This is a genomic window from Shinella sp. 20P9.1.1, assembly GCF_057798995.1.
The window spans coordinates 207653-223696 of record NZ_JBYOLC010000002.1 but is presented as its reverse complement, the minus strand read 5'-3'; the positions used below and the strand labels follow the sequence as shown (position 1 = coordinate 223696).

General features: G+C 63.7%; 15 protein-coding genes, 1 tRNA gene and 1 riboswitch. Of the genes, 3 read left to right on the top strand and 13 right to left on the bottom strand.

The genetic code is table 11. The features are described 5' to 3' along the window. Positions 1-32: 32 nt before the first annotated feature. The 6 genes from AC27VQ_RS04680 to AC27VQ_RS04655 all read right to left on the bottom strand — a co-directional run bounded on the left by AC27VQ_RS04680 (position 33) and on the right by AC27VQ_RS04655 (position 5915). Positions 33-680: an SDR family oxidoreductase gene (locus AC27VQ_RS04680; protein WP_488715567.1), complete on the bottom strand. Its 648-nt coding sequence runs from the start codon at positions 678-680 to the stop codon at positions 33-35. 16 nt (positions 681-696) lie between these two features. Beyond that, the gene (locus tag AC27VQ_RS04675; protein WP_488715404.1) at positions 697-2352 is read right to left on the bottom strand and encodes an amino acid ABC transporter permease; all 1656 of its coding nucleotides are present in this window, start codon (positions 2350-2352) and stop codon (positions 697-699) included. A 145-nt stretch (positions 2353-2497) separates the two neighbouring features. Then, positions 2498-3244, bottom strand: a complete 747-nt coding sequence (locus AC27VQ_RS04670) for a transporter substrate-binding domain-containing protein (protein WP_421590786.1) — start codon at positions 3242-3244, stop codon at positions 2498-2500. A gap of 227 nt (positions 3245-3471) precedes the next feature. Further along, positions 3472-3545 (bottom strand) — tRNA-Gly (locus AC27VQ_RS04665). Between the two features lie 136 nt (positions 3546-3681). Next, positions 3682-4713 (bottom strand): LacI family DNA-binding transcriptional regulator, encoded by a 1032-nt coding sequence (locus AC27VQ_RS04660; RefSeq protein WP_488715403.1) that lies wholly within the window; start codon positions 4711-4713, stop codon positions 3682-3684. A 95-nt stretch (positions 4714-4808) separates the two neighbouring features. After that, positions 4809-5915: a 2'-deoxycytidine 5'-triphosphate deaminase gene (locus AC27VQ_RS04655; protein ID WP_313531698.1), complete on the bottom strand. Its 1107-nt coding sequence runs from the start codon at positions 5913-5915 to the stop codon at positions 4809-4811. Between the two features lie 78 nt (positions 5916-5993). Further along, positions 5994-6072, top strand: a riboswitch (SAM riboswitch). A gap of 43 nt (positions 6073-6115) precedes the next feature. Between AC27VQ_RS04655 and AC27VQ_RS04650 the strand changes: the two genes are divergently transcribed. Together AC27VQ_RS04650 and apaG are read left to right on the top strand one after the other, a co-directional pair. Next, entirely contained in the window at positions 6116-7300 is a 1185-nt protein-coding gene (locus tag AC27VQ_RS04650) for an O-succinylhomoserine sulfhydrylase (protein ID WP_488715402.1), read from the top strand. A gap of 125 nt (positions 7301-7425) precedes the next feature. Beyond that, positions 7426-7818: a Co2+/Mg2+ efflux protein ApaG gene (gene apaG / locus AC27VQ_RS04645; protein ID WP_488715401.1), complete on the top strand. Its 393-nt coding sequence runs from the start codon at positions 7426-7428 to the stop codon at positions 7816-7818. A gap of 185 nt (positions 7819-8003) precedes the next feature. On the opposite strand, the gene AC27VQ_RS04640 is transcribed toward apaG, so the two are convergent. The 3 genes from AC27VQ_RS04640 to AC27VQ_RS04630 form a co-directional block, all read right to left on the bottom strand. Beyond that, positions 8004-8996 carry an Hsp33 family molecular chaperone gene (locus AC27VQ_RS04640; protein WP_488715566.1) on the bottom strand — a complete coding sequence of 331 codons (993 nt, stop codon included), beginning with the start codon at positions 8994-8996 and terminating at the stop codon, positions 8004-8006. 196 nt (positions 8997-9192) lie between these two features. Next, positions 9193-10104, bottom strand: coding sequence for an ornithine carbamoyltransferase (argF, locus tag AC27VQ_RS04635; protein ID WP_313531705.1), 912 nt, complete (start codon positions 10102-10104; stop codon positions 9193-9195). Between the two features lie 28 nt (positions 10105-10132). After that, a complete protein-coding gene (locus tag AC27VQ_RS04630) occupies positions 10133-11323 on the bottom strand; it encodes an aspartate aminotransferase family protein (RefSeq protein WP_488715400.1) in 1191 nt (396 codons plus the stop codon). Positions 11324-11746: 423 nt separating this feature from the next. Here AC27VQ_RS04630 and AC27VQ_RS04625 point away from each other — a divergent pair, with 423 nt between their 5' ends. Further along, positions 11747-12277, top strand: coding sequence for a GcrA family cell cycle regulator (locus AC27VQ_RS04625; RefSeq protein ID WP_488715399.1), 531 nt, complete (start codon positions 11747-11749; stop codon positions 12275-12277). Between the two features lie 129 nt (positions 12278-12406). Here AC27VQ_RS04625 and phoB read toward each other — a convergent pair whose 3' ends face one another. From phoB to pstA, 4 genes are read right to left on the bottom strand one after another with little or no spacing between them, the layout of a single operon-like run. Continuing rightward, positions 12407-13090 carry a phosphate regulon transcriptional regulator PhoB gene (phoB, locus tag AC27VQ_RS04620; RefSeq protein WP_117367838.1) on the bottom strand — a complete coding sequence of 228 codons (684 nt, stop codon included), beginning with the start codon at positions 13088-13090 and terminating at the stop codon, positions 12407-12409. A gap of 21 nt (positions 13091-13111) precedes the next feature. Further along, positions 13112-13840, bottom strand: coding sequence for a phosphate signaling complex protein PhoU (gene phoU, locus AC27VQ_RS04615; RefSeq protein WP_313531239.1), 729 nt, complete (start codon positions 13838-13840; stop codon positions 13112-13114). A 50-nt stretch (positions 13841-13890) separates the two neighbouring features. After that, the gene (gene pstB / locus AC27VQ_RS04610; RefSeq protein WP_488715398.1) at positions 13891-14706 is read right to left on the bottom strand and encodes a phosphate ABC transporter ATP-binding protein PstB; all 816 of its coding nucleotides are present in this window, start codon (positions 14704-14706) and stop codon (positions 13891-13893) included. A 13-nt stretch (positions 14707-14719) separates the two neighbouring features. Further along, positions 14720-16021: a phosphate ABC transporter permease PstA gene (gene pstA / locus AC27VQ_RS04605; protein WP_488715565.1), complete on the bottom strand. Its 1302-nt coding sequence runs from the start codon at positions 16019-16021 to the stop codon at positions 14720-14722. Positions 16022-16044 lie beyond the last annotated feature (23 nt).

Genomic DNA, 16044 nt, shown 5'->3' with positions numbered 1-16044 from the left:
ATCGCTTCAACTGTTTCTGTCGCAACGTGTCTTCACCACGCCACCATCAGGCCGTCATAGGCGCGAAAACCGCCGCTCTCAGCCATCGTCGTGCCGTCGATCAGCGCCTTCAGACCCGCCGCACTGACGCCGACGTCGATTGCCGCCTCCTCGCCCCCCATATCTGTGCGCACCCAGCCGGGATGCAGCGAAATGACGGCAATACCCTCGCGGGCAAAATCCTGGGCGAGCTTGACCGTCGCCATGTTGAGGGCCGCCTTGGAGCAACGATAGGCATAGTCGCCATCATCATCGTCGAGCGTACCTTCGGCCAGCGAACCGGCGCGGCTGCTGATATTGACGAGCACCTTGCGCGCGCCGGCCGCGAGGTTCGGCCGAAGCGCGCGGGCAATCAGCAGCGGCGCCAGCGCATTGATGCGCATGACCTCGAGGAAATCGCCCGCCTCCAGAGACGAAAGGCCGCCGGTATCGCCACGGATCGCGGCATTGTTGATGACGATATCGATCGGCTGGCCGGCGAGCGCTTCACCGAGGGCCGCGATGGAACCGCCATCCGCCACATCGAGCGACACCTCACCCTCCGCCGCCTGCCGCATGCAGCGGATGACGCGCCAACCGGCTGCCGCGTAGAGATCGGCAAGCGTTCGGCCAAGGCCGCGCCCGGCGCCGGTGATCAGCACTGTGCCGGCAGGGTTCTCAGCGGTGTTTGACGTCATATTTCTTCTCGATCAGGCTGACGAGGCTTGCGGCCGCCAGCGTCAGCAGAATGTAGAGGATCGCCGCTGAGTTATAGGGCGCGAACGGCAGGAAGCTCGCCGACTGGAACTCGCGCATGCGCTGCGTGATATCGCGGATCGACAGGATCGACAGCAGCGACGTGTCCTTCAGGATGGCGATCAGCTCGTTGCCGAGCGGCGGAATGACGATGCGGAAGGCCTGCGGCAGGATGACGAGCCGCGCCGTCTGCCAGCGGTTGAGCCCGAGGCTGCCTGCCGCCTCGATCTGCCCGGCCGGAATGGCATTGATGCCCGAGCGGAAGATTTCCGCGAGATAGGCGGAATAGGCGATCGCCATGGCGACGATGCCGCGCACGAGGTTCGGCGGATCGAAGACGCCGGCCGTCGCATCCTTCAGGGCGCCCGACAGCGGCAGGCCGACATAGAGCACGATGACGAGCATGGGGATGCCGCGGATCGTATCGACGATGAACTCCGAGCCGATCGACAGCGGATGGCGGCGATGCAGGAAGCCGCCGAGCGTCAAGAGGCCAAGTGCGATGGCGATGACGGCGAAGGTGATGCCGCCCGCCCGGTCACGGTCATTCAAGGCCTCGACCTGCCAGAGGCGCGGCCAATCGGCAGGAACGGCGGCGGCCGGCAGCAGCGCGCCGCTGACGTCTTCCTTCTTCGCGACGGTCTCGATCGCTTGCTCGGGCGTGACGAAGGTGCGCACCGGCGTTTCCGTCGTCGGCCCGCCCTCGTACTGGCCGAAGCGCACGGCACTGATCAGGCCGGCGGGCGTGTTGGTGACGATGCCGATCTTGCCGTCCAGCGTGCCCGCCAGCACATAGCTGTCGCGCGGCTGCAGCAGGAACCACGCCGACAGGGCAGCGAAGAGAACGGTCATGCCGATGAACAGCACAAGGCTCTGGCGCGAATAGCGCAGCTTCAAGAGCCCGACCCAAACGAGGCCGAGAATGGCCGCGAGAATATAGGCAGCGATCGCCGCACGGATGGTCGTGGCGAGGCCCGATGCGAAGGCGAGATGGGCAAAGAGGAAGACGAAGACGAGGCCGGCACCATTGACGGCACCGAGGATCCACGCCCCTGCCCGGCCCGCCGCACTTTCCGATCGCGCCGGCGCGCGGCTGCCGGCAAAGGTGAGGCCGAGGCCGGCGAGCAGCAGAACGGCATAGGCCGGCCAGAGCCAGGCCTCCACGCCGCGCAGCATGAGGTCTGCGGCCTCCGTCAGCTGGCGCGGCGTCGCGCCCTTGACGACGAGATCGGACTTGAAGGAATCGACGCCGTTCGCCACCACCGACGCGATGAAGGGATGCACGAGATCGCCGGCCAGGATCGCCGCCGTCGCCAGCAGCCCGATAAGCCCCGCAGCGAGCGTCAGCCGCGGCCGGGTCACCTTGAGGCGCGAGAGGACGAGCACGGCAAAGCCGGCGGAGAAGGCAACGGCCAGAAGCAGGAAACCCGGCACGAAGACGCCCGAGCCCGGCTCGATGCCGAGGATCGCGCGCAGCGAGCGCTGATAATCCGGCGAGGAGGCGAACAGATAGACGATGAAGGGCAGCGCGGCCAGGATGACCAGGTTGCTGGGTCTCACGCTTCTGACGAACGACATTGCGGCCTCCGGCGCCAGGGCGTCACGCCCGCGGCGCCGATGCCCTCTCAACTGCTTTTCAGCTCCGAAGCGGAACCCGCCGGAACCGTCTGGACATGGAAAAAACTGCCGGAAGCGCCCGCACAGCGCCTCCGGCGAAGAGACCTTACTTGAGGCCCCAGTATTTGGCGACGAGCTTGTCGAGCGTGCCGTCGTCCTTGATCGCCTTCAGGCCTTCGTTGAAGGCGGCGATGTTCTCGTCGCCCTTGCGGAAAACGAGGCCGAGCGGATCGGATTCGAGATCCTTGATCGAGGCGACGAGCTCGCCGGCGAATTCGCGCTCATAGGCGGCGGCATTGGCGCCGTTGATCACGACGCCGTCGACGTCCTTGTTCTTGAGCGCGATGATGGCGGCGCTGAAGCTGTCATAGGCCGCGACGTTTTCCTTGCCGACGACGCCTTCGGCGACCTGCGCATCCGTCGTGTTGGCCTGGGCGGAGAGCCTGCGGCCCTCGGCCTTGAACTTTTCCAGCGTGATGCCCTGGTCCTCGGCGCGCGTCAGCACGGCCTGGCTGTTGACGATATAGGGATCGGAGAAATCCATCGCCTTCTTGCGCTCTTCGGTGATCGAGACGCCGGAAGCGACGAGATCGAAATTGCCCTGGTCGAGCGCGGCGAAGATGCCGTCCCAGCCGGTCGTCACGAATTCGGCCTGGCAATTGATCTTGGCGCAGATGGCATTGACCACGTCGATGTCGAAGCCGACGATCTGGCCGCTGGCCGGATCCACGCTCTCCATCGGCGGCGACGTCGTGTCGGACCCGACCTTCAGAAGCTTGCCGCCCAGATCGGCCGCATGAACGCCGCCTGCCGCAAGAACGGCCAGCGCCAAAGTCGCAACGAATTTCCTCATCTCTTCCTCCTCAACCATCGGCACCGCCCCCTACGGCCAGCACTCGACAAATTCCTCGGCAAGCACGCGAACGACGCCGCCATCCTGTTCACGAACCCTAACAAGGAATAAAAACGTTTTCAATAAGAAATATAAACGTTTTTATCATGAGTTTTTCACGCAACGCAGCAAGCCTCGCCGGGCGCGGAACGAGAGATGGAAATTATTGAGAAATCACATCAGACAGCTGGAGCGGGTAGCGGGAATCGAACCCGCGCGTTCAGCTTGGGAAGCTGACAGGCTACCATTACATCATACCCGCAGGGCAGCGCCGAGGCCGCAGTCATTCAACAGTTCGCGGGGTGTGTCAAGGCGGAGGGGCGATCGGGGGCCTTGATAGGCAAGACCTTCACTCCTTAGCATCCACCATTGTATTAGATAACCTTCGGATCAAACAGTCAGCCTCTCACCAATCGATCATCCGACCGCTCGATCAACTTCGGCATGATCAGCGTCTGGAGCGCTTCCGGCGCCTCGCCCTCCATCCGGCGCAGGATATAGCGGCCGAGCATCTCGCTCGGTTCGTGGATCGGCAGGAAATAGGTGGTGATAGGCGGGGCGAAATATTGGCTGACATTGAGGTCGTCGGTCGCGTTGATCACGGCGTCGCGGCCGTGCACGAGGCCGCGGGCGTGGAAGCCGGAGAAGGCGCCAAGCGCAGAGGCTTCGTTGGCGCAGATATAGGCGGTCGGTGGGTTTGAAAGGTCCGACATGTGCAGCACGTTTTCGCGGCCGAAGGCGGGGGTGAGGTGGCCGTGTGCGGTGAGCGCCGGATCGAAGGTGAGGCCTGCAATATCGAGGGCTTCGCGATAGGCTTCCAGCCGGGTCAGCGCATAGGTGAGGTCGGCCATCGGGTTGATCAGTGCGATGCGGTTGTGGCCGCGTTCGGCAAGGCGCGCCACCGACAGGCGGATCATCTGCTCGTTGTCGGCATCGACATAGGCGTGCGGGGCGTTGTGGATCGTCGTGCCATAGGTGACGAAGGGGAAGTCCGCTTCCTGCATGAGGCGCACGCGCGGATCGTCGGCATGGGTTCCCGACACGATGATGCCGTCGGCCTTTTTCAGCGAGACGATCTGGCGGATCGTGGCGATGCTCTCCTCGAAAGAACGCACCGCATAGAGCGAGACACGATAGGGACTATCCTCCAGCGCCCAGGAAATGCCGCTGAGCAGCTGGGCATATTCGACGCCTTCCCACTCGTTCTGCTTGGGGCCGGGCGCCGTCATGATGGCGGCGACCTGATAGGTTTTTCCCGTGCGCAGCTGCACGCCATGCATGTTGAGCTGGTAGCCGACACGCTCGGCAGCCGCCACGACGAGGGCGCGGGTTTCCGGCCGCACCTGTGGGCTGTCGTTCAGCGCCTTCGATACGGTGGCGATCGAAAGGCCGGTTTCCTGCGCGATGGTCTTGATCGTGGGTCTTGACATGGAAAGCCCGTCTTGGCCGTGGCGCCGCAAAAGAAGCACGGCTCACCGCACAATAAAAACGTTTAACCTGCTTGTAAAGCGCCCGGCGCCGGGGTTCAGCCCGCGCGGAAATGCTTGGAGAGCTTCAGGCCCTGCGCCTGGTAGTTCGAGCCGAGGCCGGAACCGTAGAGCCCTTCGGGAGCCTCAAGCATGTGCTCATAGACGAGGCGGCCGACGATCTGGCCATGTTCGAGGATGAAGGGCACCTCGTGGCTGCGCACTTCCAGCACCGCGCGGCTGCCCGAGCCGCCGGCCGGTGCATGGCCGAAGCCGGGATCGAAGAAGCCGGCATAATGCACGCGGAACTCGCCGACCAACGGATCGAAAGGCGTCATCTCGGCGGCATAAAGCGGCGGCACATGCACGGCCTCGCGCGAGACGAGGATATAGAACTCGTCGGGATCGAGGATGAGCTCATTGCGGCCGCGGCTGAACAGCGGCTCCCAGAAATCGAAGATGTCGTGCTGGTTCTTGCGGTCGACATCGACCACGGAGGTGTGGTGCTTGCCGCGATAGCCGATCAGGCCGTGCGGGCCTGTGCCCTTGAGGTCGATGGAGAGCGCGATGCCGCCGCCCGAGACGTTCGGCGTCTCGCTGGCGACGAGCGTATCGGACCCATGGAGCGCCAGCAGCTCGCTTTCATTGAGCAGGGCCTTGCCCTTGCGGAAGCGGATCTGCGACAGGCGCGAGCCGCGGCGCACGACGATGGGGAAGGTGCGCGGCGAGATTTCGAGATAGAGCGGGCCGGAATAGCCGGCCGGGATCTTGTCGAATTCCTGCGCACGGTCGGTGATGACGCGGGTGAAGATATCGAGGCGGCCGGTGGAGCTCTTCGGGTTTGCGGAGGCGGCAAGGTCCGCCGGCAGGTCGAGGCTTTCCATCAGCGGCACGATATAGACGCAGCCGGTTTCCAGCACGGCGCCTTCGGAGAGATCGATGACGTGCAGCTGCAGCCGGTCGAGCTTGTCGGCGACGAGATGGGACGGCCCCGGCAGGAAGCTGGCGCGCACGCGAAACGCCTTGGCGCCCAGGCGCAGGTCGAGGCTTGCGGGCTGGATCTGGTCCTTGTCGAGCGCGGCCTCGCTTTTCAGCCGCCCGCTGTCGAACAAGCCGCTGATGGCGTTGTCCGCCAGAATGCCCGTGCTGCGTATCGCAGAAGCCATGATAATCCCGTCCTGTCAGAGGGCTCGCACAAAACCAAATGCCGGCAATTGACGCAAGCGCGGGCGCGCAGTATTAGCAGATTATCCCGTGGTGATTTGGCCGGCCGGCTTGCAGCCACGTTAAACAAGTAGCTAAAAAGGCCGGGTTCAAAACCGGCCTGCTTTTGCGGCCGGTTTTTTTGTTTGAAGGCGACGATCACATGAGCAAGTCCTGGCGCCCGGCCACCCAACTCGTTCACGGCGGAACCACCCGCTCCCAGCACGGCGAAACCGCCGAAGCGATCTTCCTCACGCAGGGCTTTGTCTATGACACCTCGGCGGCGGCCGAAGCCCGCTTCAAGGGAGAGACGGATGGTTTCATCTACGCCCGCTACGGCAGCCCGACCAACGACATGTTCGAAAAGCGCATGTGCATGCTGGAAGGCGCCGAAGATGCGCGCGCCACCGCTTCCGGCATGGCCGCCGTTTCCGCTGCAATCCTCTGCCAGTTGAAGGCCGGCGACCATATCGTCGCCGCCCGTGCCCTCTTCGGCTCCTGCCGCTGGGTGGTCGAGACGCTCGCGCCGAAATACGGCATCGAATGTACGCTGATCGACGGCCGCGACCTCGCCAACTGGGAAGGCGCGATCCAGAAGAACACCAAGGTCTTCTTCCTGGAAAGCCCGACCAACCCGACGCTCGAAGTGATCGATATCGCAGGCGTTGCGAAGCTCGCCAACCAGATCGGCGCCAAGGTCGTCGTCGACAACGTGTTTGCGACGCCGCTCTTCCAGAAGCCGCTGGAACTGGGCGCGCATATCGTCGTCTATTCCGCCACCAAGCATATCGACGGCCAGGGCCGTTGCCTGGGCGGCGTCGTTCTTTCGGACAAAGAGTGGATCGACGAAAACCTGCACGACTATTTCCGCCACACCGGCCCGGCCATGTCGCCGTTCAATGCCTGGACGCTCTTGAAGGGCATCGAGACGCTGCCGCTGCGTGTAAAGCAGCAGACGGAGAATGCGAGCCGCATCGCCGACTTCCTCGCCGACCAGAAGCAGATCGCCCGCGTGATCTATCCGGGCCGCAAGGACCATCCGCAGGCCGATATCATCGCCAAGCAGATGTCGGGCGGCTCGACGCTCGTCTGCTTCGAGATGAAGGGCGGCAAGGAAGCCGCCTTCGCGCTGCAGGATGCGTTGGAAGTCGTGAAGATCTCGAACAATCTCGGCGACGCCAAGAGCCTGATCACGCATCCGGCGACGACGACGCACAAGAACCTGACGGACGAGGCACGCACCGAGCTTGGCATGTCCGCCGGCACCGTGCGCTTCTCGGCCGGCATCGAGGACAGCGACGATCTGCTCGAAGATTTCGCCCGCGCGCTTTCCAAGGTCCAGGCCTGATTTCGCCCACACAGAACGGACAAATGCGGAGGCACCGGCCGACAAAGCCGGTGCCTTCTTTGCTTATCCTTGACGAAACCATAATCCTGTACAATAGCAGGACCTAATCAGTTCAAGGCTTGCCTATGTATCGTGCGCTGACCCGCGACATCGAAGTGACCGTAGAGCCGTATTATCTGGCCGATCAGTCCGATCCCGACGACAGCCGTTACGTCTGGGGATACAGGGTCGTCATTTCAAATCATTCCTCCATCGCCGTGCGGCTCGTGACACGCTACTGGAACATCACCGACCAGAACGGCCAGGTGGACGAGGTCAACGGCCCCGGCGTGATCGGCGAGCAGCCGGTGCTGCGCCCTGGCGATACCTACGAATATTCCTCCGGCTGCCCACTGGAGACGCCGTCCGGCATCATGTTCGGCCGCTACCGCATGGAAGCGGAAAACGGCGAAGCCTTCGACGTCGCCATTCCCGCCTTTTCGCTGGATACGCCGGGGCAGTCGCGCACGCTGAATTGAGCGGTGAGCGATTGCCCCTCATCCGGCCTCCCGGCCACCTTCTCCCCGCAGTCGGGGCGAAGGGACTCAGTCGGACTGTTTTCCTGAAATCACTTTCGTGGACGCAAGGCGGGATCTTGCATCCCTCCCTTCTCCCCGCCTGCGGGGAGAAGGTGGCGGCAGCCGGATGAGGGGCGTGCACCGCCTTACTGCGGCAAAACCTCCACCACTTCGAAGCGGTAGGTCGTCGAGCAGAATTCGCAGGTCACCGCGATCTCGCCCTTGTCGTCGGCCGTATGCGCGATGTCGTCGGCGCTGAGGCCGGCAAGCACGCCCTTCAGCTTCTCACGCGAGCAGGAACAACGGTCGAAGACCTGCTGCGGTTCGTAAACGCGCACGCCGCGCTCATGGAAGAGACGGAACAGCAGCCGTTCGGTGCCGACATTGGGATCCGTCAACTCGTCGGCGTCGATCGTCTCGACCATGGCCTTGGCTTCGGCCCAGTTGTCGTCCTCGGCGATCTTGTGGCCGGCCTCATCACCGTCACCGCCCGGAAGGTCCGATTGGCGCATGCGTTCCGGTGCCTGTGGCAGGAACTGCGCGACCATGCCGCCGGCCCGCCAGCGATGGCGGGATTTGCCGGCCTCGTCGCGGTCGTAGAGTTCGGCGACACCCAGCCGCACCTTGGTCGGAATCTGCTCCGACTGGCGGAAATAGACGCCGGCGATCTCTTCGAGCGTGTGGCCGTCGAGCGGAACGATGCCCTGGTAGCGCTGCGTATGCGCGCCCTGGTCGATGGTGAAGGCGAGGATGCCCTTTCCGAGCAGCTCGTGCGGCTCCGTCGCACCGGCCGCGATCGCGGCATCGAGCGCGTCCTGATCGAAGCGGGCATAGGCGCGCACGTTCTCCGGTGCGGCGAAATCCGCCACCAGCAGGTCGACCGGGCCATCGCCCTTTGTCTGGACGATCAGCTTGCCCTCGAACTTCAGCGAGGTGCCGAGCAACACGGTGAGCGTGATGGCTTCAGCAAGCAGCCGCGCGACGGGCGCGGGATAGTTGTGCCGGCCGAGAATGGTGTCGAGCATCGGGCCGAGCTGCACGGCACGGCCGCGCACGTCGAGGCCTTCGACCTGGAACGGCAGGACATGGTCGTCGCCGGCAAAGCCGACTTCACCGAGTTTCAGGGCACTTTCAGCCATCATCGTTCTGCTCCTTGCACATCGGGAAGCCACCGGGCCATGGGCCCGGCTGCTTTCGACCGGCGTTCTACCGTGATTTGAGCGCGCTCTTGCCCGATCATTCCATACCGGGCGGGCATACGCCAGAGAAAGCGCCTTCCGGCGCTTCGTGATGGCCCCTAGATCGTGCGGGCGGCACGGTTTTTCAAGACGCGTCTCAGACGGCGCCGAGGCACCAGGCGAGGATCGACTTCTGTGCGTGCAGGCGGTTTTCCGCCTCGTCGAAGACCACGGACTGCGGGCCGTCGATGACCTCGTCCGTCACCTCCTCGCCGCGATGGGCCGGCAGGCAGTGCATGAACAGCGCATCCTTGTCGGCGCGCGCCATCAGCTGCTTGTTGACCTGATAAGGCTGGAAGATGTTGTGGCCGCGGGCGCGATGCTCCTGGTTCATCGAGACCCAGCAGTCGGTGACGACGAGATCGACGCCGTCGATGATGGCGTCAGGATCATGGCCGAGCAGGATGTTGCCGCCATTGTCGCGCGCCCAGTTCAAAATCTTGTCGTCGGGCTCCGAGCCCATCGGCACGGCCATCTTCATCGTGTAGCCGAAGCGGGCGGAGCCCTCGACGAAGGAATGCAGCACATTGTTGCCGTCGCCGGTCCAGGCGAACGTCTTGCCCTTGGCGAGACCACGATGCTCCTCGAAGGTCATGACGTCGGCCATGATCTGGCAGGGATGCGTCAGGTCCGTCAGCGCGTTGATGACGGGAACGGTGGCATGCTCGGCAAGCTCCAGCAAGCGGTTGTGGTCCGTCGTGCGGATCATGATGGCATCGACATAACGCGACAGCACCTTGGCGGTGTCGCCGATCGTCTCGGCGCGGCCGAGCTGCATTTCCGTGCCCGACAGGAACAGCGTCTCGCCCCCGAGCTGGCGCATGCCGACATCGAAAGAGACGCGCGTGCGGGTGGAGGGCTTCTCGAAGATCATCGCGAGCATCTTGCCGGCGAGCGGTCGCTCTTCCTTGCCGGCCTTGTTGGCTGCCTTGCGCTTGTGCGCATCGTCCATGATGACGCGGAGATCGCTTTCCGAAACGGCGGAAAGGTCGAGGAAATGCTTGGCCATGATGTGTCCTGTCTGTCCTGGTCTCTGATCAGGCGGCTTTCGCCGCCGTCAGCTTTTCGGCTGCGCGCTCGATGCGGGCGAGCCCTTCGCGTGCTTCTTCGGCGGTGACGGTGAGCGGCGGCAGCAGCCGCAGCACATTGTCGCCGGCCGGCACGCCCAGCAGTTTTTCCGCGCGAACGGCCTTCAGGAGGTCGGCGACGGGGATTTTCGCCTTGATGCCGAGCATCAGGCCCTCGCCGCGCACATCCTCGATCACCTCGGGGAAACGATCCTTCAGCGCCGCAAGGCCCTGACGGAAGACCAGCGCCACGTCGCGCACATGTTCGAGGAAGCCGTCTTCAAGCACGACGTCGAGCACGGCATTGCCGACGGCCATGGCAAGCGGATTGCCGCCATAGGTCGAGCCATGCGTGCCAGCGACCATGCCGGAGGCGGCTTCATTGGTGGCAAGGCAGGCGCCGAGCGGAAAGCCGCCGCCGATGCCCTTGGCGACCGCCATGATGTCGGGCGTCACGCCCGCCCATTCATGGGCAAAGAGGCGGCCCGTGCGGCCGACGCCGGACTGGACCTCGTCGAGGATCAGCAGCAGGCCGTATTCGTCGCAGAGCTGGCGCAACTCCTGCATGAATTCCTTCGAGACGGGACGGATGCCGCCCTCGCCCTGCACCGGCTCGATCAGGATGCCGGCGGTTTCCTCGGTGATCGCATCCTTGACGGCGGCGATATCGCCGAAGGGCAGCTTCAGGAAGCCGGGAGCCTTGGGGCCAAAGCCTTCGATATACTTCTCCTGTCCGCCGGCCGCGATCGTCGCGATCGTGCGGCCATGGAAGGCGCCGTCGAAGGTGATGATATGGAACTTGCCGGGATGGCCCTTGGCGAAGTGATGGCGGCGCGCGGTCTTGATCGCGCATTCCAGCGCTTCGGCACCCGAATTGGTGAAGAACACCTTGTCGGCGAAGGTCGCGTCCGTCAGCCGGCGGCCGAGGCTTTCCTGGCCGGGCACCTCATAGAGGTTGGACAGGTGCCAGACCTTGTCGGCCTGATCCTTCAGCGCGGCGACGAGATGAGGATGCGCATGGCCCAGCGAATTGACGGCGACGCCGGCGGCGAAATCGAGATATCGCTCGCCATCTTCGGCGATCAGCCAGACGCCCTCCCCGCGCGTGAACCGGAGCGGCGCACGCATATAGGTTTCATAGAGCGGCGCGGCATCGGCCATGGCGCGTATCCTCCGAAAAGAGATGCGAAAAAAGACGTCTGACACTTGACTTTTCCGGGCTCCAGAAAAATCAAAAGCCGCCTTTCGGCGGCATGCGGCACTATCGGCATTTCACCTGGGGATGTCAACAAAATCGCACCCCGAGTGACGCTGAACCTCCCGCAAGGTGAGGATTCACGGCACGCGCGGAAGGTGTCTCCATCGAGTCACACCCGACCAGCAAGTTGGGGAAAACCTCGAAATCGATTCGCGCCGATTCCCGCGACTCTTGTCACAGAGTCCCCCGGTCTCTAGGTTAAAGACCAATTACTAGACTGCATGCGGCGGAACTAGTCACCAAAAGAGTTGAAGGCGTTCAGGTTCCGGATCTGTCCGGGACGCGACGAGGGATTCCCGCATCGAACGCCGAGCGGAGACGAAAACATGAACTGGACAGACGAGCGCGTCGAAAGACTCAAGAAGCTCTGGGCCGAGGGTTTGAGCGCGAGCCAGATCGCGGCACAACTCGGCGGCGTCAGCCGCAATGCCGTCATCGGCAAAGTGCACCGGCTGAACCTGCCGGGCCGCGCCAAGGCCGGCGGAACGCAGGCCACCGCCCGCCCGAAGCGCCCGGCGCCGGCGGCCCCCCGCCCCGCGACCTTCCAGGCCCGTGCCGTCACGCCGCGCACCGCAGCCCGTCCGGCAGCGATCGCCAAGGACGACATGGACACGGAATTCGAGGCCGTCGCCGAACAGCTCCCGGTTCCCGCCAACGGCAACAATGTCGTCGTGCCGATGTCGCGCAAGCTGGAACTGACGCAGCTCACCGAGCGCACCTGCAAGTGGCCGATCGGCGATCCGCTGAACGAAGACTTCCATTTCTGCGGCAACGAATCCCCTGACAATTCGCCCTACTGCACCTACCACCAGCGCCTCGCCTACCAGCCCTCGGCCGAGCGCCGCCGGATGCGCTGACAGCAATCGATATGAAATGAAAACGGAGCCGAAAGGCTCCGTTTTTGTTTGAGGCGATGGATGGCAGCCCCAAAACGCAAACAGGCCCCGCAGGGCCCATTTCCGTCCTTGGGAGGAATGGCGGATCGCTCAGGTTTCCAGCGAATAGCCGGCGCCGCGGACAGTGCGGATGACGTCCTGCATATTGGCGAAGTTGAGCGCCTTGCGCAGACGGCCGACATGCACGTCGACGGTGCGCTCGTCGACATAGATGTCGTGGCCCCATACACCGTCCAGCAGCTGCGAGCGCGAGAAGACGCGGCTCGGCGAGGTCATCAGGAATTCCAGGAGGCGGAACTCCGTCGGGCCGAGGCGAACCTCGCGGGTGCGACGGTGGACGCGGTGGGTCTCGCGGTCGAGCTCGATATCGCCGCAGCGCAGCACCGTCGAGACGACCTCGGGCTTGGCACGGCGCAGCATGGCGCGCACGCGCGCCACCAGTTCCGGCGTCGAGAAGGGCTTGACGACATAATCGTCGGCGCCGGTGGCCAGACCACGCACTCGCTCGCTCTCCTCGCCGCGCGCCGTCAGCATGATGATCGGCAGGCGCTCGGTTTCCGGCCGCTGGCGCAGGCGCCGGCACAGCTCGATGCCGGAAACGCCCGGCAGCATCCAGTCGAGGATGAGGAGGTCGGGCATGCGCTCCTGCAAGCGCATTTCCGCCTCGTCACCCGATAGGATCGTATCGACCTCGAAACCCTCGGCTTCGAGATTGTAGCGCAGGAGAACGCTCAGCGCCTCCTCGTCTTCCACGACGGCTATTCTGGGCACCATGGACAGGGTTCCTGCTCAAACTTACTCGGACGCTTCGGCGATGTCGGCCGCGACGACCGATGTCGATGTATCGTCCTTCGGGCGCTCGCCTTCCGGCTGGGAGCCGGTCGCCATGTAGTAGATGGTTTCGGCGATGTTGGTCGCGTGGTCGCCGATGCGCTCGATGTTCTTGGCGCAGAACAAAAGATGCGTGCAGGGCGTGATGTTGCGCGGGTCTTCCATCATGTAGGTCAGCAGTTCGCGGAACAGCGAGGTGTAGATCGCATCGATCTCGTCGTCGCGCTCGCGGATGGCCTTGGCCTTGTCCACCGAGCGGGTGGCGAAGACGTCGAGCACTTCCTTGAGCTGCATCAACGCCAGTTCGGCGAGATGCTCGAGGCCGCGGGCGAGCTTGCGCGGCATGCCCGAGCTCTGCACGGCAATCACGCGCTTTGCGGTGTTCTTGCCGAGGTCGCCGACGCGCTCCAGTTCGGCAGCGATGCGGATCGTGCCCATGATTTCGCGCAGGTCCGCCGCCATCGGCTGGCGCTTGGCGATGGTGACGATCGCCTTTTCGTTGATCTGGCGCTCGGCATTGTCGAGGATGACATCCTCGGAAATGACCTTCTGGGCCAGCGCCACGTCGGTGGAAACGAGGGCGCGGACGGAATCCGCCACCATCTGCTCGGCCGTGCCGCCCATTTCGGAGATGCGGCGGGAGAGGTACTTCAGTTCTTCGTCGTAAATCGAAACAATATGGGTCGATGACATCGTTCTGTCCTTAATGCGCTCGGGTTTCAGGGGCGTCAGCGACGAAAGCGTCAGCCGAAGCGGCCCATGATGTAGTCCTGCGTGCGCTGGTCATCCGGGTTGGTGAACATCTTGTCGGTGTCGTTCTCCTCGACGAGGTTGCCGAGGTGGAACATGGCGGTGCGCTGCGAGACGCGGGCCGCCTGCTGCATGGAGTGCGTCACGATGACGATGGTGAAGTTGGCGCGCAGCTCGTGGATGAGCTCCTCGACCTTGGCCGTCGCGATCGGGTCGAGTGCCGAGCAGGGTTCGTCCATCAGGATGACTTCGGGGCTGACGGCGACGGCGCGTGCGATGCACAGGCGCTGCTGCTGGCCGCCGGAGAGGCCCGTGCCGCCTTCCTGCAGGCGATCCTTCACCTCGTTCCACAGGCCGGCCTTCTGAAGGCTCTTTTCCACGATGGCGTCCATGTCGGCCTTCGACTTGGCAAGACCGTGGATGCGTGGGCCGTAGGCGACGTTTTCGTAGATCGACTTCGGGAACGGGTTCGGCTTCTGGAAGACCATGCCGACGCGGGCGCGCAGTTCGACGACGTCGATGTTCGGGTCGTAGATATCGTCCGTATCGAGCGTGATGCGGCCGGTGACGCGGCAGCCGTCGATCGTGTCGTTCATGCGGTTCAGCGTGCGCAGGAAGGTCGACTTGCCGCAACCCGACGGGCCGATCAGCGCCGTCACGGTGTTTTCGCGGACGTTGAGATTGACGTCGTAGAGGGCGCGCTTGTCGCCGTAATAGACCGAAACGTCCTTGCCGATCATCTTGTAGGAAATGTCGTTCATTTTCTTGTCCAGCGCTTTCTCGACTGCTGCTTCTAACATCATGTTCATAGGATCGGTCCTTCTACCAGCGCCGTTCGAAACGGCGGCGCAACAGGATGGCGCCAACATTCATGAGGATGAGGAAGATGAGGAGCACCATGATGGCGCCCGAGGTGCGCTCCACGAAGGCACGCTCGGCCTCGTTCGCCCACATGTAGATCTGTACCGGCAGAGCCGTGGAGGGTTCCAGCGGCGTTCCGGGAATATCGGCGACGAAGGCGACCATGCCAATGAGCAGCAGCGGTGCGGTTTCGCCGAGCGCATGCGCCAAACCGATGATCGTGCCTGTCAGGATGCCCGGCATGGCGAGCGGCAGGACGTGGTGGAACACGGTCTGCATCTTGGATGCGCCGAGGCCGAGGGCGGCGGAGCGGATCGACGGGGGCACGGCCTTGAGGGCAGCGCGGGTCGCGATGATGATCGTCGGCAGCGTCATCAGCGTCAGCACCAGGCCACCGACGAGGGCTGCCGAGCGCGGGAAGCCCGCGAAATTGACGAAGACGGCGAGACCGAGCAGACCGTAAACGATCGACGGCACGGCGGCGAGGTTGTTGATGTTCACCTCGATCAGATCCGTGAAGCGGTTCTTCGGGGCGAATTCCTCGAGATAGATCGAAGCGGCGACGCCGATGGGCAGCGACAGCACCAGAACGATCAGCATCATGTAGAGCGAGCCGACGATGGCAACGCCGAGGCCTGCCGCTTCCGGACGGCTCGATGCGCCGTTGATGAAGAGGCCAGTGTTGAAGTGCTTGGAGAGCGCGCCGCTTTCGACGAGCGTGTTCATCCAGCCGACCTGCTTGTCGGAGATCTTGCGGTTGTTTTCCGCTACCGAGAGATCGATCTGGCCTTTGAAGGCCGAGTCGAGATCACCGTGCGCAAGGAATGTCACCGTCTGCGTGGTGCCGATGATCGCCGGATTGGCGACGACCATGTCGCGGAACTGCGTGCGAACGCTGTCCGAGATCATGCCGTTGACGGCCTTGAGGCCGGCACGGTCCTTTTCATCGACGCCGAGAACCTTGGCGAGCGCGTTACGGGCAACGACCGGATAGTTGGCCGAGACCAGCTTCTGCGGGTTGGTGGCGCGCTCGTTGTTCTTGTCGATGACCTGTTCGGAGAACTCGACCGGAATGGTGATCATCGACTGCTGAAATGCGGTGTAGCCCTTGGAGACCACAGAAAACAGCAGAAGGAACAGGAAGAGCAGACCGAAGGCGATCGCTGCCATGCCGAAGAGGCGGAAGCGGCGCTCGGCGGCGTAGCGGCGGCGAAGGCCGATGTCGCGGCGTTCGGGTTTGGCGGTGACGCCAAGGGCGGCCATCGAAGGGCTCGTGGAGACCTGGC

Bases quoted from the DNA above. Each gene is read 5' to 3' on its own strand.
- AC27VQ_RS04675 (WP_488715404.1), bottom strand. From the start codon at position 2,352: ATGTCGTTCGTCAGAAGCGTGAGACCCAGCAACCTGGTCATCCTGGCC.
- AC27VQ_RS04670 (WP_421590786.1), bottom strand. From the start codon at position 3,244: ATGAGGAAATTCGTTGCGACTTTGGCGCTGGCCGTTCTTGCGGCAGGC.
- AC27VQ_RS04660 (WP_488715403.1), bottom strand. From the start codon at position 4,713: ATGTCAAGACCCACGATCAAGACCATCGCGCAGGAAACCGGCCTTTCG.
- AC27VQ_RS04655 (WP_313531698.1), bottom strand. From the start codon at position 5,915: ATGGCTTCTGCGATACGCAGCACGGGCATTCTGGCGGACAACGCCATC.
- AC27VQ_RS04650 (WP_488715402.1), top strand. From the start codon at position 6,116: ATGAGCAAGTCCTGGCGCCCGGCCACCCAACTCGTTCACGGCGGAACC.
- apaG (WP_488715401.1), top strand. From the start codon at position 7,426: ATGTATCGTGCGCTGACCCGCGACATCGAAGTGACCGTAGAGCCGTAT.
- AC27VQ_RS04640 (WP_488715566.1), bottom strand. From the start codon at position 8,996: ATGGCTGAAAGTGCCCTGAAACTCGGTGAAGTCGGCTTTGCCGGCGAC.
- argF (WP_313531705.1), bottom strand. From the start codon at position 10,104: ATGGCCAAGCATTTCCTCGACCTTTCCGCCGTTTCGGAAAGCGATCTC.
- AC27VQ_RS04630 (WP_488715400.1), bottom strand. From the start codon at position 11,323: ATGGCCGATGCCGCGCCGCTCTATGAAACCTATATGCGTGCGCCGCTC.
- AC27VQ_RS04625 (WP_488715399.1), top strand. From the start codon at position 11,747: ATGAACTGGACAGACGAGCGCGTCGAAAGACTCAAGAAGCTCTGGGCC.
- phoB (WP_117367838.1), bottom strand. From the start codon at position 13,090: ATGGTGCCCAGAATAGCCGTCGTGGAAGACGAGGAGGCGCTGAGCGTT.
- phoU (WP_313531239.1), bottom strand. From the start codon at position 13,840: ATGTCATCGACCCATATTGTTTCGATTTACGACGAAGAACTGAAGTAC.
- pstB (WP_488715398.1), bottom strand. From the start codon at position 14,706: ATGAACATGATGTTAGAAGCAGCAGTCGAGAAAGCGCTGGACAAGAAA.
- pstA (WP_488715565.1), bottom strand. From the start codon at position 16,021: ATGGCCGCCCTTGGCGTCACCGCCAAACCCGAACGCCGCGACATCGGC.